This is a genomic window from Haloferula sargassicola (assembly GCF_040362925.1).
GTDB lineage: Bacteria > Verrucomicrobiota > Verrucomicrobiia > Verrucomicrobiales > Akkermansiaceae > Haloferula > Haloferula sargassicola.
The window spans coordinates 45,731-59,372 of the sequence record NZ_BAABRI010000008.1 but is presented as its reverse complement, the minus strand read 5'-3'; the positions used below and the strand labels follow the sequence as shown (position 1 = coordinate 59,372).

Annotated in this window: 8 protein-coding genes; 2 read left to right on the top strand and 6 right to left on the bottom strand. The window is 65.6% G+C overall.

The window, feature by feature from the left end; all coding sequences use genetic code 11:
• Window positions 1-24: 24 nt before the first annotated feature.
• Window positions 25-2,595: an ATP-dependent helicase HrpB gene (gene hrpB, locus ABXH26_RS08295; RefSeq protein ID WP_353566584.1), complete on the bottom strand. Its 2,571-nt coding sequence runs from the start codon at window positions 2,593-2,595 to the stop codon at window positions 25-27.
• A gap of 255 nt (window positions 2,596-2,850) precedes the next feature.
• Complete coding sequence (htpG, locus tag ABXH26_RS08290) at window positions 2,851-4,695, bottom strand: molecular chaperone HtpG (protein WP_353566583.1); 1,845 nt, start codon at window positions 4,693-4,695, stop codon at window positions 2,851-2,853.
• A gap of 265 nt (window positions 4,696-4,960) precedes the next feature.
• Between htpG and ABXH26_RS08285 the strand changes: the two genes are divergently transcribed.
• The gene (locus ABXH26_RS08285) at window positions 4,961-5,527 is read left to right on the top strand and encodes a fasciclin domain-containing protein (RefSeq protein ID WP_353566582.1); all 567 of its coding nucleotides are present in this window, start codon (window positions 4,961-4,963) and stop codon (window positions 5,525-5,527) included.
• Window positions 5,528-5,768: 241 nt separating this feature from the next.
• Window positions 5,769-6,773 (top strand): BON domain-containing protein, encoded by a 1,005-nt coding sequence (locus ABXH26_RS08280; protein ID WP_353566581.1) that lies wholly within the window; start codon window positions 5,769-5,771, stop codon window positions 6,771-6,773.
• 14 nt (window positions 6,774-6,787) lie between these two features.
• Here the strand turns inward: ABXH26_RS08280 and ABXH26_RS08275 are convergent, their stop codons facing one another.
• The 4 genes from ABXH26_RS08275 to ABXH26_RS08260 form a co-directional block, all read right to left on the bottom strand.
• On the bottom strand, window positions 6,788-7,750 hold the full coding sequence (locus ABXH26_RS08275) for a PhoH family protein (protein ID WP_353566580.1): 963 nt from the start codon (window positions 7,748-7,750) through the stop codon (window positions 6,788-6,790).
• Window positions 7,747-9,447, bottom strand: a complete 1,701-nt coding sequence (ilvD, locus tag ABXH26_RS08270) for a dihydroxy-acid dehydratase (protein ID WP_353566579.1) — start codon at window positions 9,445-9,447, stop codon at window positions 7,747-7,749. The genes ABXH26_RS08275 and ilvD overlap by 4 nt, the downstream gene beginning before the upstream one ends.
• An 82-nt stretch (window positions 9,448-9,529) precedes the next feature.
• Window positions 9,530-11,725, bottom strand: coding sequence for a transglycosylase domain-containing protein (locus ABXH26_RS08265; RefSeq protein ID WP_353566578.1), 2,196 nt, complete (start codon window positions 11,723-11,725; stop codon window positions 9,530-9,532).
• A complete protein-coding gene (locus ABXH26_RS08260) occupies window positions 11,722-13,602 on the bottom strand; it encodes a peptidoglycan D,D-transpeptidase FtsI family protein (RefSeq protein WP_353566577.1) in 1,881 nt (626 codons plus the stop codon). Before ABXH26_RS08260 ends, ABXH26_RS08265 begins: the two co-directional genes overlap by 4 nt.
• Between the last annotated feature and the right edge of the window lie 40 nt (window positions 13,603-13,642).

The window sequence follows — 13,642 nt, the reverse complement described above, 5'->3', positions numbered from 1 at the left end:
CGACCTTCCTCCATTCCCCCATCCTCATCCAAGCCCGAACCGTTTCGGGTCTTCCGGCCAGGGATGCTTCGGGTATCGCCCCGCCAGTTCCTTGCGCATCTGCGCATAGCCTCCCTTCCAGAAACTCTCCAGGTCCTTGGTCATCTGCCACGGCCGCTGGTTCGGTGCCTGCACGTGCACCAGCACCGGCACCTTGCCGCCGGCGATCCGCGGCGTTTCCCAGACCCCGAAGAGGTCGCGCACCCGCAGCCCGATCCGCGGGTCCTCGCCGATCCCATACACCACCTTCGGCGTCTGTCCGTTGGCCAACTTCAGCCGCTCCGGCGCATACGCGTCCAGCGCCGCCTGCTGCGGCCCGCTCAGCCAATCCTTCAGCACCGGCCACACCGCCGCCTCCTTGATCTCCTTGTAGCTCACCGCGCCGTGACAGATCTGCGCCACCGCCGCCGCCTTGTCCTCGTCCGTCCACGTCGGCAGCTCCAGCTCGGGCATCCAGGCGGAAAGGCAGGCCAGCCGCGCGCACCACTGCTCCACCGCCGCGTCCCACTTCTTCAAAACCAGCTCGCCCGAAAGCACCCGCTCCGCCAACAGTTCGGCCGCGGCATCGAGATGCACGCCCTGGTCGATGTCCCTGCTCTCCAGCACCAGGTCGCGGAAACGCAGCTCCTTTCTCGCCACCGCCCGCCGCCGCTGCTCGTCCCACGCCGCGCCGTCGGTTTCCACCAGATCCTCCGGAAACAGCTCGCGCAGCCACTCCAGCTCGATCGCCGTCGCGCGGTTCAGGTGGGTGATCACCTCCCGGCCTTCCACCTCCGTCATTTCCGCCGCCACGAAGGCATCCGCCTGCTTCGCCGCGCTGTGCTCGTCCAGCTTTCCGCGGCGTTTCCCCACCATCCGACAGGCCAGCGTGGCTTCGCCGAAACGCACGCCCAGCCGGTCGCTGAAGCCCGCCAGCATCGCCTTGCCCACCGCGTCTTTCCCGCCCCCGAAGTCCACCTCCTCCACCGGCCAGCCCCGCTGCCACGCCAGCCGCTTCAAGCGCTCGTATCCCTGCGCCACCTCACGCGCCCCCCGACCGTGGATGCCCAGCTGCGAGACACGGCGCGGGTCGAACTTCATCGCCTCCGCCGCCCCGAACCCGCGCCACTCGGCCTGGAAGTCCGAGTAGTCCCGTACTTCCACGAAATCCTTCATCCCGACGCCGCCGCGCTTTTTCACCCAGATCCCCTCGCCCTGCACCGCCGCGCAGACGAAGGCCATCTCCGCCACGCAGCCGTGCTCCACGCCCGCCATCATCAGCCGCGCAAACCGCGGCTCCAACGGCAGCGACGCCATCGCCCGCCCCTCGCTCGTGATCCCGCCCTGCCGATCGGTCGCGCCCAACCCGTGGAGCAGATCCTCCGCCCGCGCCAGCGCGTCCGGCTTCGGCGCATCGAGCCAGCGGAATCCCGCCACATCCTCCACCCCGCTCGCTTTCAGCAGCAGGCACACCTCCGACAAGTCCACCCGGTGCACCTCCGGCGTCTCGAACGCCTCGCGTCGCGCATGGTCCGCCTCACTCCACAAGCGGAAGCACCTGCCCGGCGCCGTCCGCCCGGCCCGACCCGCCCGCTGGTCCGCCGCGGCCCGCGAGATCTTCTTTACCAGCAGCGTCCCGATTCCCCGCCGCGCATCGAAGCCCGACACCCGCGCCTGCCCGGCATCGATCACCGTCCGCACACCCTCGATCGTCAGCGAGGTTTCCGCGACATTCGTCGAAACGATGATCTTCGGCGGTCCGCCGGACGCCACCGCCGCCTCCTGCGCCGCCGGCGGCAAACTACTATGCAAGGGGTAGATCGTCCTTCCCCGGGTCCAGGCCGCGTTCCGCAGCAGCTCCTCGGTTTTCCGGATCTCGTGCATTCCCGGCAGAAAGCACAGCACATCCCCGCACTCCGGGTCCGCCAACGCCTCCCTGCAGGCCGCCGCCGCCTGTTCCCAGGCCGGCGGATCGACCATCCGCCCGGTCCGGTCGCGCACCGGCTTCGAAGGCCGATACACGATCTCCACCGGATAAGTCCGCCCACCCGCTTCCAACGCCTCGGCATCTCCGAGAAACTCCGCCAATCCCGCCGTCTCCAGCGTCGCCGACATCACCACCACCGCCAGGTCCGGGCGCTCCATTTCCTGCAAATCGAGGCACCGTCCCAACGACACATCCACCGCCAGCCGCCGCTCGTGGAATTCGTCGAACACCACCGCCGACACGCCCGCTAATTCCGGATCATCCTGAATCCACCGCTGGAACACGCCGTCGGTCAGGAAGACGATCTTCGTGTCCCGTCCGTATTTCGTATCGAAGCGAACCGCATAACCCACTTCACCGCCAACATTTCCGCCGCGCTGCTTCGCCACCCATCCGGCCAAGAGCCGCGCCGCCATCCGCCGCGGCTCGATGACCAGGATCGTCCCGTCCAGACCCGCATCGCGAATCATTCCGGGCACCGCCGTCGACTTGCCCGACCCCGTCGGCGCCTTCAGCAGCACCCTGGCGCGATCGCCCGTGGCGACCGCGCGCTTCAACTCCTCCTCGATCTCAAAAACCGGCAATCGCACGGGCGATTGGTAGCACAGAGGCGCCCGCAGTCAGGAGCGCCGATTATGAAATCGGCAACGCCTGTTCGGAGACCAAGCCTGTTCGGAGTAGAAAGCCTCCGGGCCTCCGATCGAGGGATCTTCTAGCCCGGCAGGCGAGGCGTGCCGATTTCATAATCGGCGCTCCATCTGCGGTGCCGATTTCATGATCAGCGCCGTCTGTGAGGCCGATTTCATCATCGGCGCTCCTCTCGCAAGCCTGGAGGCTCGCGCCACTCAGCCCAGCGCCTTCGCCATCAGCGCGTTCATGCGCTTCACGGTTTCCCGCGCATCCTCAAGCAGGCCGGCGGCCATCAATGCGTTGTCGAGGAGCTGGCCAGCGACCAGCTTGGCGGTCTCCGGGTTGCCGTCCTTCGCCTTCGACAGAGCGCGGATGATCTCGTGGCGCGGGTTGATCTCCAGTTCGACCTTCACCTCGTCGCTGAAGTTCTCGTCCATCGCCTTCATCATCGCGCGCATCTGCGGCGTCATGGCGTCCTCGGGCGTCAGCGCCACCACCGGGCTGTCGACCAGACGCTTGCCGGCCTCGACCTTGGTCACGCGGTCTCCGAACTCAGCCTTGAGGAACTCGCACAGCGCCTTCGTTTCCTCCTCGGAAAGCGACTCGCCCTCGAGCTCCGCGTCTTCCAGCTCGACGCCGGCCTTGGCCACGGAGACCAGCTTCTTGCCCTCGAACTCGCCAAGCGAATCCACGACATATTCGTCCACCGCATCGGTGAAATAGATCACCTCCAGGCCGCGCTTGCGGAAGCCTTCGAGGTAGGGGCTGGCCTCGATCTGGTCGCGGTTGCTACCGACAATATAGTAGATTGTGTCCTGCCCGTCCTTGGCGCGCGTCAGGTAGTCGGCGAAGCGGGTCAGCTTGCCCGCCTCGGTCATCGAGCTTTCGAAGCGCAGCAGCTTGGCGAGCGCCTCCTTGTTGGCGAAGTCGGTGGCGATGCCTTCCTTGAAGAAGCGGTCGAACTTCTTGTAGAACGCCTGCCATTTCTCCGGATCGCCCGTGGCTTCCTTGTCGAACATCTTGATGATGCGCTTGACGATCACCTGGCCGATTTTCCGCACCAGGGCGCTGTCCTGCATCGACTCGCGGGAGATGTTCAGCGGCAGGTCGGCGCTGTCGATGACGCCCTTCATGAAGCGCAGCCACTCGGGCAGCAGGCCTTTCGGCTCAGGGTCGATGAGGACCTTCTTGCAGTAGAGCGCGACGCCCGGGTCGAGCTTCGACATGCCCATGCGCTCGATGTTTTCCGAGGGCACGAAGAGCAGCGCGTTGATCGCGATCGGCGCGTCGGCGGCGAAATGCAGGCGATACTGCGGCTCGTCGAAGGCCTTGGCCTGGAACTGGTAGAAGGCCTTGTATTCCTCCTCGGAAATCTCGCTCTTGTTCTTCAGCCACAGCGCCTCGACCTCGTTGACGCGCTTGCCATCGACCATGACCGGGAAGCCGACGAAGTTGCTGTAGGTTTCGACCAGGTGCTTCACGCGGTAGTCCTCGGCGTATTCCCTCTGGTCGTCCTTGAGCTTGAGCACGATCTTCGAGCCGCGGGCGACGCCCTCGGCCGGCTCGATCTCGTAGCCGGTGCGGCCGTCGCTGGTCCACACGAGGCCCTCGCCGTCCTGGCGCCAGCTGCGGGTGTAGACCTTGACTTCATCCGCCACCATGAAGGCCGAGTAGAAGCCGACGCCGAACTGGCCGATCATGTCGGCCGGCGAGCCGCCGCTGTCCTTCATCGCCTGGAGAAACGCCTTGGTCCCCGAGTGGGCGATGGTGCCGAGGTTTTCCACCAGCTCCTCGCGGGTCATGCCGATGCCATGGTCCTCGATGGTCAGCGTGCCGGCCTCCTTGTCGGCGGTGATGGTCACCTCCAGCGGCAGGCCCGGGTCATGGACATCCTTCTCGGTGGCCTCGATGTGCCGGAGCTTCTCCATCGCGTCGGAGGCATTCGACACCAGCTCGCGGAGGAAAATCTCGCGGTCGGTGTAGAGGGAGTGGACGACGAGATCGAGCAGCTGCTGGATCTCTGCCTGAAAACCGTGTTTTTCGGAGGTCGTTTCGCTCATGGCGGGGCGAAAAATAGTGGGCCGGCCCGTGGTGTCAACCACCCCCGTTTGCCCGACCCTTGCCTTCATTGCGCCCTGCATCCCACACGGTGCGAACCGCCTTTCAGCGGAGCCGACGTGCTACCGGTCGTGAAGTTTAAATTTTCCATAAACCATTGGTAATCCGTCACTCATGAACCATCACCCAAGCTGGACCAGGACCTGCAGAGTCGGGTGGCGAGAATCCCGGCCGCAGCGGCCGGCCCATCCAACCCCAGCTCCTATTATGAAACTGACCGAATTTGCCCTGATGCTCGCCATTCCCGTCGCCGGACCCGCCGCTCTCGCGGACGAAAAGACGGACATGGACCACACGACCGACAGCCCCGCCATGGTGGTGGATCCCGCGCTTCCGCAAAACGTCTACAAGGCCATCAAGGACGGCGCCACTTTCCAGCTGCTCGAGGAGGCCATTGACGCGGCTGGCTTGGAAGAGAACCTCACCAACGCGGGCGCCATCACGGTGTTCGCGCCGACGGACGAGGCCTTCCGCAAGCTCCCCAGCGAGACCATGGCCCAGCTTCTGGCGCCGGAAAACAAGCTCAAGCTCCGCGAGCTGTTGCTGAGCCACGTGATTGCGGGTCGCATGATGTCATCCTCGATGCAGGACGGCGAAATGAAGACCATGAGCGGCGATAAGATCGAAATCGATGTCGATGGCAAGGAAGTCAAATTCGGCGACGCCAAGGTCGTGAATGCCGACATCGACGCCGGCAACGGCGTGATCCAGGTGATCGACAAGGTCGTCGTTCCCGAAGCGCTCGACGGCTTTGCGGGCCTCGACGAAGACTGATGCACCCATATTTTCCCCCTCCCCCCGTTCAAGCGCGGCCTGATATGCAGGCCGCGCTTTTTTTGCGTCCGGCGGGAAGCTGCGTCGGTATCGCACAAAGCAACGTCGGCAGGGTGCAAAAGCCCCATCCCGTGGCCGGCGACCACCGGCGAAAAACTGTCCAAACGGCGGCAACCGTTGAAGATCCGCCACTTACCGACGACTCGTCCGCGACGGCACGGTCCTTGCGAAAATGCCCGGCATGAGAACCTCGTCCTGGGCCACCCTCGTGAGGCCCGCCCTGCTGACCGCCGTGCTCGTCGCCGTCGACATCGCCACTTCCTACTCCGCCGAGCTGCCCACCACCGGTCCGGTGGAGCGCCTCAATGATTTCCTGGCCGCCAGCGGTCGCACCCGTGGCGCGGATTTCACCGTACAGGTGGAGGATCACATCGCCCATCTCAGCGGCACTGTCCGCACCATCGATCAGGCCGAGTTCATCGCCGAGTCGGCCATGTGCATGGATGAAGTGTTCGGGATCGTGCAGGACCTCCGCGTGGACGCTCCTGCCGCCAAGGCCGAACTCGTCGCCACCGAGCTGCTCTCGCGTTCGCCCGTGCTCGAGAACGCCTCGATCCGGGTGAGCGTCTCCCATGACGGGGTGGCGGTGGTTTCGGGGAGCGTCGGTTGTTTCGATGAAGAAGACGTGGCCCGCGAGCTGGTCTCGAGGGTGGAGGGGATTCGGGAAATCGACATGCAGGTGAAGACCGATCCTTTCCTGATGCGTCCTCAGGGCGCCGTCGAAGCGCAACTGCTGATGTCCTACGCGGATGATCCGATCTCCAGCAGCTATGCTCTGGTTCCCACCTTCTCCGACGGACGGCTGGTGCTCACCGGCACGGTCGCTTCACCCGAGGAAAAGGATCGCCTGCTGCTGACCTCGCTGGTTTCCGGCGTGATGGAGTGCGATGCCGCCGGCGTCGTGGTCGATCCGCAACTCGCCGTGGCGGGCATCGCGGAGAAGGACTACCAGACCTCCGACATTCTCAAGGTCCTTGACCGTGTGATCGAAACCGACCCGCGTCTGGCTGAGTGCCAGCTGGTGACCGGGTTCGTCGGAAGCCGGCTGACCATTGACGGTGTGGCTCCGAGTGCGGCCGCCCGCGAAGCCTGCCTTGCCGACGCCCGCGCGCTCCCCGGCGTGACGGGTATCGACGCCCGGATCGCGATCGGCGACGGGGTCGGACCCAGCCTCAGCGCCAACTGAGCACCGGCCGGCGTTTAGTTTCCCCGCGCCTTGCGGTAGGCGGTGATGATGCGGCCCACCACCGGGTGCCGCACCACGTCATCACCGGTGAAGCGGACGAAGCCGATGCCCTTCACTCCCTCCAGCGCGCGCTCGGCTTCGGTGAGGCCGGAGGAAATGTTCGGCTTGAGATCGACCTGGGAGGAATCGCCCGTCACGACCATCCGTGAATCCTCTCCGAGCCGGGTCAAGGCCATGAACATCTGCTCGCGGGTGGTGTTCTGCGCCTCGTCCAGGATCACGAACGAGCGGGCGAGCGTCCGCCCGCGCATGAAAGCAAGCGGGGCGATCTCGATGGTTCCATCCTCGAAGTAGCGCTCGCCCTGCTCGAAGCCGATCATGTCGTGGATCGCATCGTAGAGAGGCCGCAGGTAGGGCGCGACCTTCTCGCGCATGTCGCCGGGGAGGAAACCGAGGGCCTCGCCGGCTTCTACGGCGGGTCTCGTAAGAACGATCCGCTGCACCAGCTTGGCCTTGAGCATGGAAAGCGCCATGGCCATCGCAAGGTAGGTCTTGCCGGTGCCCGCCGGGCCGAGCCCGAACGTGACGTCGCTGGCCTCGATCGTCTGGAGGTATTCGAGCTGGGTCGGCGTCTTGGGCACCACCGGCTTGCGGCCGCGGAAGCCGAGCAGCCGCACCCCGGACAGGGCGCTGACTCCCCCCTCGCCGCCTTGCGCGGCAAGGTCGATGGCCATCTGGAAGTCCCGCGCTTCAATTTCCGCGCCATTCCGTTTCGCATCCTCGAGATCGCGGAAGGCCCGCTCGGCGGCCTCGACCCCCGGGGCGGGGCCGGCGATCAGGATCCAGCCATCGCGGGTGACGGTGCGCACGCCGAGCTTCTGCTCGAGGTAGCGCAGTTCGCCCGCGTCGTTGGCGAACAACGAGTGAAGGAACGGAGCCGTCTCGAACTCCAGCCGGACTTCGATTTCCTGGCTCACAGGTTCTTGTCGGTCACCGCCCCCTCGCTGGCGCTGGTCGTCAGCTTGGCGAACTTCGCCAACACACCGCGGGTGTAGTGCGGGGACGGCTGGTGCCAATTGTCCCGGCGGGCCTTCAGGGCATCGTCGTCGAGGTCGACCGAGATGGTGTTGTTGACCGCGTCGATGGTGATCGTATCGCCATCGACCAGCAGCCCGATCGGGCCGCCATCGAAGGCTTCCGGCGTAATGTGGCCGACCACGAAACCATGGCTGCCGCCGGAAAAACGACCGTCCGTGATGAGGGCCACCGTTTTCCCGAGACCACGGCCCATGATGGCGCTGGTGGGGCCGAGCATCTCGCGCATGCCGGGGCCGCCCTTCGGGCCCTCGCGGCGGATGACGATCACGTCCCCGTCCTTGATGCCTCCATCGAGGATCTCCTTCATCGCATCGCTCTCGGAGTCGAACACGCGGGCCGGGCCGGTGAAGGATTCACCTTCCTTGCCGGTGATCTTGGCCACCGCTCCGCCGGGAGCGAGGTTGCCGTAGAGGATGCGCAGGTGGCTGTCCTTCTTGATCGGGTTGTCGAGCGGGCGGATAATGTCCTGGCCTTCCGGGTAGTGAATGGGTGAGTTCTTGAGGTTTTCCTCCAGCGTGCGGCCGGTGACCGTCATGCAGTCGCCGTGCAGCAGCCCGGCTTCGAGCAGGATGCGCATCAGCGGCACCGTGCCGCCGATCTTCACCAGCTCGGCGACGACGTATTTCCCGGAGGGCTTCAGGTCCGCCAGCACCGGCACGCGTTTTCCGATCTCGGTGAAATCATCGATGCTCAGCTCGACCTCGGCGGCATGGGCCATGGCCAACAGGTGGAGCACCGCATTGGTCGAGCCGCCGAGCGCGATCACCACGGTGATCGCGTTCTCGAAGGCCTTGCGGGTCATGATGTCACGCGGCTTGATGTCGTGCTGCATCAGGTGCAGCACCGCGGCACCGGCGTCGAAGCAGTCGCGCATCTTGTCATCCGACACGGCGGCCTGGGCGGAGCTGTTCGGCAGCGACATGCCGAGCGCCTCGATGGCCGAGGCCATGGTGTTGGCGGTGTACATCCCGCCGCAGGAACCCTCGCCGGGAATGGCGCAGGATTCGACGGTTTCCAGCTCCTCGTCGGAGTACTCGCCGGAAGCGTGTTTGCCCACGGCTTCGAAGATCGAGACGATGTCGAGGTCCTTCTTCTCGCCCTTGATGGTGGCGCAGCCGGGCAGGATGGTGCCGCCGTAAACGAACACCGCCGGGCGGTTCATGCGGGCCATCGCGATCAGGCAGGCGGGCATGTTCTTGTCGCAGCCGCCGATGGCCACGAAGCCATCCATGCCCTCGCAGCCGACCACGGTCTCGATCGAGTCGGCGATCACCTCGCGGGACACCAGCGAGTATTTCATCCCCTCGGTACCCATCGAGATCCCGTCGGAAATGGTGATGGTGTTGAAAATGACCGACTTGCCGCCCGCGGCATCGGCACCCTTGGCGGATTCCCTGGCGAGGCGGTCGATGTGGATGTTGCACGGGGTGACCTGCGACCAAGTCGAGGCGATACCGATCTGGGGTTTGGAAAAGTCCTCTTTTTCAAAACCGACGGCGTAGAGCATGCCGCGCGACGGGGCGCGGTCGGGACCATCGAGCATGGGCGAGGAGTACGGGCGACGCGGATCGGACATGGGGGGAATGTGTTTTTCCCGACCCCCCCCGTCAAGGCGGCTCCCTGACGTCGCGCGAGTCGAAGGGAAGCCCCCGGCTGAACTAGCGAAGCTCGACGCGATAAGGATCCTCGCCTTCCACGATCGGGCCCTGCGGCTCGACGTAGCGGTGGTGCGCGGAATTCACGACCGGCACCGCCTTGGGCGGCGCGTCGGGTTCATGGTCGAGATCCGCGTGCCTGCAGGCTTCCGAGCGGAAGCCGGCAAGCACGGGGGACCGGATGACCAGGCCTGCGGGATCGTCCAGGCAAGCCGCCGTGGCCCGGCCGTCGGAGCGCAGGCACACGGCGTCGTCGAGATGATCGGCATCGAGCGGCCAGCCCTCGGGATGCGAGTCACAGGCGGCGGCCATGATTTCCGACCAGATCGGCATCGCCATGGTGAGGCCGGGGTAGTCGACTGGCAGCTTGCGGCCATCGGCCTGTCCGACCCACACGGCGCAGGTGACATGGCGGTCCGAGCCCAGGAACCAGCCATCGTGGAAACCGTAGGAACTTCCCGGCTGGCCGATCAGCCCGAGCCGGTCGAGGCCGTTCACGGCCAGCATTTCCGCATAGCGGGGCTCGCGCAGGCGGGCGGCCATCAGTTCGCGCAGGATCACGGCGGTTTCAGGTCGCATCGCACCGGCCGGAGGAAGGCCGTCAGGCCCGACGTGCCGGCCGCCGTGGCGGTCATTGACGGCGGTGACCGTCGTCACCGGCGGGCACGGCGCACCGGCATTGGGAAAGGCCGTGAAGGCACGCGCCAGCTCGATCACCCGCACCGAGGAGGAGCCCAGAAAGCTGGCCGGGTAAGGGCGCAATTCCGATCGGATCCCCGACTGTTTCACCAATGCGATGAAGTCATCGAACTTACAGCGATTCCCGATCCTCACCGCGGCGCCGGTCTTGGATTTCACGAACGCGAAAGGCATCGTCAGCCGGTCCTCGAAGCGGCCGGCATCCGCCCCCCACTCGGCGAGCATCCCGTCGGTGCCGCCGACCATGACCGAGGCGTTGTCGAGCGGCGCATCGAGCACCTCGGCGTGCAGATGGGTGGGGTCCTGATCGAGGTAGGTGGCATAAACGAAGGGCAGGAACGCGGTGCCCGGAGGCCGCCGCCCGAGGAAGGCGCGATCAAAGGACCCGGTGGCGAAGTCCCGCCCGCCCACGGCGGCAAGCAGGGCTCCGCTTTGGTTGTCGATCACCACTGCCGCGCCCTCCAGGCGTTCGTCCGCGGAGCAACGGCGATCGCCCGTGCGGGTGCTCTCGGGATGCTCGGCCTCGACCTTTTCCAGCTGCCGTTGGATGGCCTCCACGGCCACCAGATTGAGCCGGCCCTCCAGCGTGGATTCGACCGTCCCGCCGTCCAGTTGCAGGCGTTTGGAAAAGTGGCTCTCGACCTCCCGGCGGATCGCCTCCAGCGCGAAGTCGGGCTGGTTGTCGCGTTGACTTTCGGGAAGCACCTCGACCGGCAACGCGCAGGTTTCGGAGCACTCCTTTTCCCCGATCATGCCGAGGTCCCGCATCCGGCACAGCGTCAGGTTCCGCACCCGCCGCGCCTCATCGGCATCGACAAAGGGCGAGAAGCTCGACGGTCCCTTGATGATACCCGCGATGGTCGCCGCCTGGGCCAGGTTCACCTGCGAGGGCGCCACTCCGAAATAACCTTCAGTGGCGGAGCCGATCCCATAGAAGCCGCTGCCGAGATAGATGCGGTTGAGATAATGCTCGAGAATCCGGTGCTTCGAGTATCTCTCTTCCAGCCGGAGGGCGACGAAGATTTCGGTAAACTTGCGGTCGAAACTTTTGCCCCGGAGATGATAGACATGGCGGGCGAGTTGTTGGGTGATGGTGCTGCCGCCCTGCTTGATCTCGCCGGCCTCGACGTTCACCACAGCGGATCGCAGCATGCCGATCATGTCGAATCCGGGATGATGAAAAAAACGGGCGTCCTCGGTGGCGACGACGGCATCGACCAGCAGCGGGGAAACCTCATCGAGCCGTACCAGGGAACGGCTTTCGATGAAGATCCGCCCCAGATCCTTCCCCGCCGAGTCTCTTACCAAGGCACCGGTCTCCATTTCATCCACGGCCTTCAAATCGTAGCCCGCGGCGATCCGCGAATACTTGATCGCGATGCCACCCACCGTCGCGATCCCGGCGAGGGCAATGAGCGCCACCAGCGCGGCAACGATTTTAGCCCACGCGGGCCAATGGCGCGGATGAAACAAGCGGCGGAAGGAGCGGAGGCGGTTCATCGGACAAGGGTCACGGGTTCGGCCAGCGGAATGGCCGCGGGGACATCAAGACTTTCGATAAGCGTGTAGTCCTGCAGAGGGACCGGGCCGGAAGTGGGCCCGCGGCGGATGCAGCCCTCATGATCGCGCCGGAAGACATCGTGGAGAAACTGCGAGGCCACCGGTGCGGCGGTCGAGCCGCCGAAGATGCGCTCGCCCGGCTCGCCCTCCATCACCACCGCGAATGAGATGGGAGGCGTGGAGTTCGGCACGAAGCCCGCGAACCAGACGACCGAGGCATCCCGGCCATGATTCTTCCACTGGGCTGTTCCCGTTTTTCCGTAAACCGGCACGTATTCGTGGCGGGCCGCCTTGCCGGTTCCGCGCTCGTGGTTGACCACGCCATAGAGGCCGCTGTTGACCGCGTTCAGGGTGGTTTCAGAAAGCCCGAGCCGGACCGCCGGACGCAAATCCCGGGTCTCCACCAAGCGTCCCTGGCCATCCTGCACCTGCTGAAGCAGGCGGGGCGATGGCAGATAGAATCCGCGGCACCAGCCCCCCATCATGAGGGCCACCTGAAGCGGACTGGCATCGATCGGGCCCTGGCCGATGGAAAGATTGGCCACCGCTTGCGCGGACGGAGCGGAGCCCGGCAAAGCTCCCGCCCCCGTGCCCACCACCATCGTCGGCGCACTGCCGAATCCGAAGCGGCGGGCCCATCCCAGCAGCGGGCGATCGCCGGTGCGGAGACCCAGTTCATAAAAGTAGGTGTTGCAGGACCTCACCAAGGCGCTGGACAGCGTGAACAAACCTTCGTCGCGATCGGACCAGTTGCGGAAGATCCGGCCCGCAATCTCCAGCTCGGGTCCGCAGAAAATCCGTTCGGATGGTGAAACGACCCGGCTCTCCATGGCGGCCGCCGCCGTGACCGGCTTGAACACGGAACCGGGCGGATAATTTCCCTGAAGAGCCCGGTCAAACAGCGGCGCCCGCGGGCTCTCGGAAAGCTCTTGGTAGACCGCCGGTTTCACCGACCAGGCGAAGTCCGCCGGACGGAACGTCGGCCATGAAGCCGAGGCCAGCAGGTCGCCCGTGCGGCTGTCGAGGATCACCGCCGCGCCGGGTCGGCCGGCCTGGCGCAGGGCGGACTCGACCGAGCGCTGGACCGCGAGGTCCAGGGTGAGCACCACCGCGTTACCCGCTTGAGGCGCCTCGATCGTATCTTGAGAAACCGGACGGCATGCGTCGTCAAAGGCGACCGACATCAAGCCGGGCTGACCGCTCAGCGCTTTGTCCATCGCACCCTCGATGCCTGACTTGCCCACCGTGGTTCGCCACAGTGGCTCGCGCTGGCGAAGAAGACCATGCTCGGGAATGAAGTCGCTTCCCAGATGCCCGATCAGATGAGCCGCCGTTCGGTCGCCGGGATAGTGGCGGAGATAAACCGGTCGTAGCAAGAAACCCGCATCGGTCGCCTCCTTGCGAACGGTGGAGTCGTCCGCCATTTCGAGCGGATCGGAAATCACGAGCGGCAGCCGGCGGCGGAACTGGAAATGTTTTTTCAAGGTCGGCTCGCTCGGCATGTGGAGCAAGGCCCGCAATGAGTCGGGCGCCTGCGACAGACGGTCATGCACCGACTCGATGTAATGCTCGGCTGACTCGCCGCCATCCACCGGGATGGCCAGCAGCACTTGCCGGGCGACGACCGTGTCCGCCAGGACGCGCCCAGCCCGGTCGAGGATCAGTCCCCGCGGCGCCGGCACCTCGAACAGGCACGGGGTCACATCGTCCCGTGTCACCGCCGAGGGAGCGAACCCGCTTTTCTCATCCGCCATGACCGCACCCAATGCGACCGCCAGGCCGGCGGCGGGGAGCAAGGTCTTCGAGATCGCGTTCATGGGCTTCCTTTCTTCGCAGGCCGGGTGCCACCCCTCAGGG

Coding starts and splice junctions, on each gene's coding strand:
- htpG (WP_353566583.1), bottom strand. CDS start 4,695: ATGAGCGAAACGACCTCCGAAAAACACGGTTTTCAGGCAGAGATCCAG.
- ABXH26_RS08285 (WP_353566582.1), top strand. CDS start 4,961: ATGAAACTGACCGAATTTGCCCTGATGCTCGCCATTCCCGTCGCCGGA.
- ABXH26_RS08280 (WP_353566581.1), top strand. CDS start 5,769: ATGAGAACCTCGTCCTGGGCCACCCTCGTGAGGCCCGCCCTGCTGACC.
- ilvD (WP_353566579.1), bottom strand. CDS start 9,447: ATGTCCGATCCGCGTCGCCCGTACTCCTCGCCCATGCTCGATGGTCCC.
- ABXH26_RS08265 (WP_353566578.1), bottom strand. CDS start 11,725: ATGAACCGCCTCCGCTCCTTCCGCCGCTTGTTTCATCCGCGCCATTGG.
- ABXH26_RS08260 (WP_353566577.1), bottom strand. CDS start 13,602: ATGAACGCGATCTCGAAGACCTTGCTCCCCGCCGCCGGCCTGGCGGTC.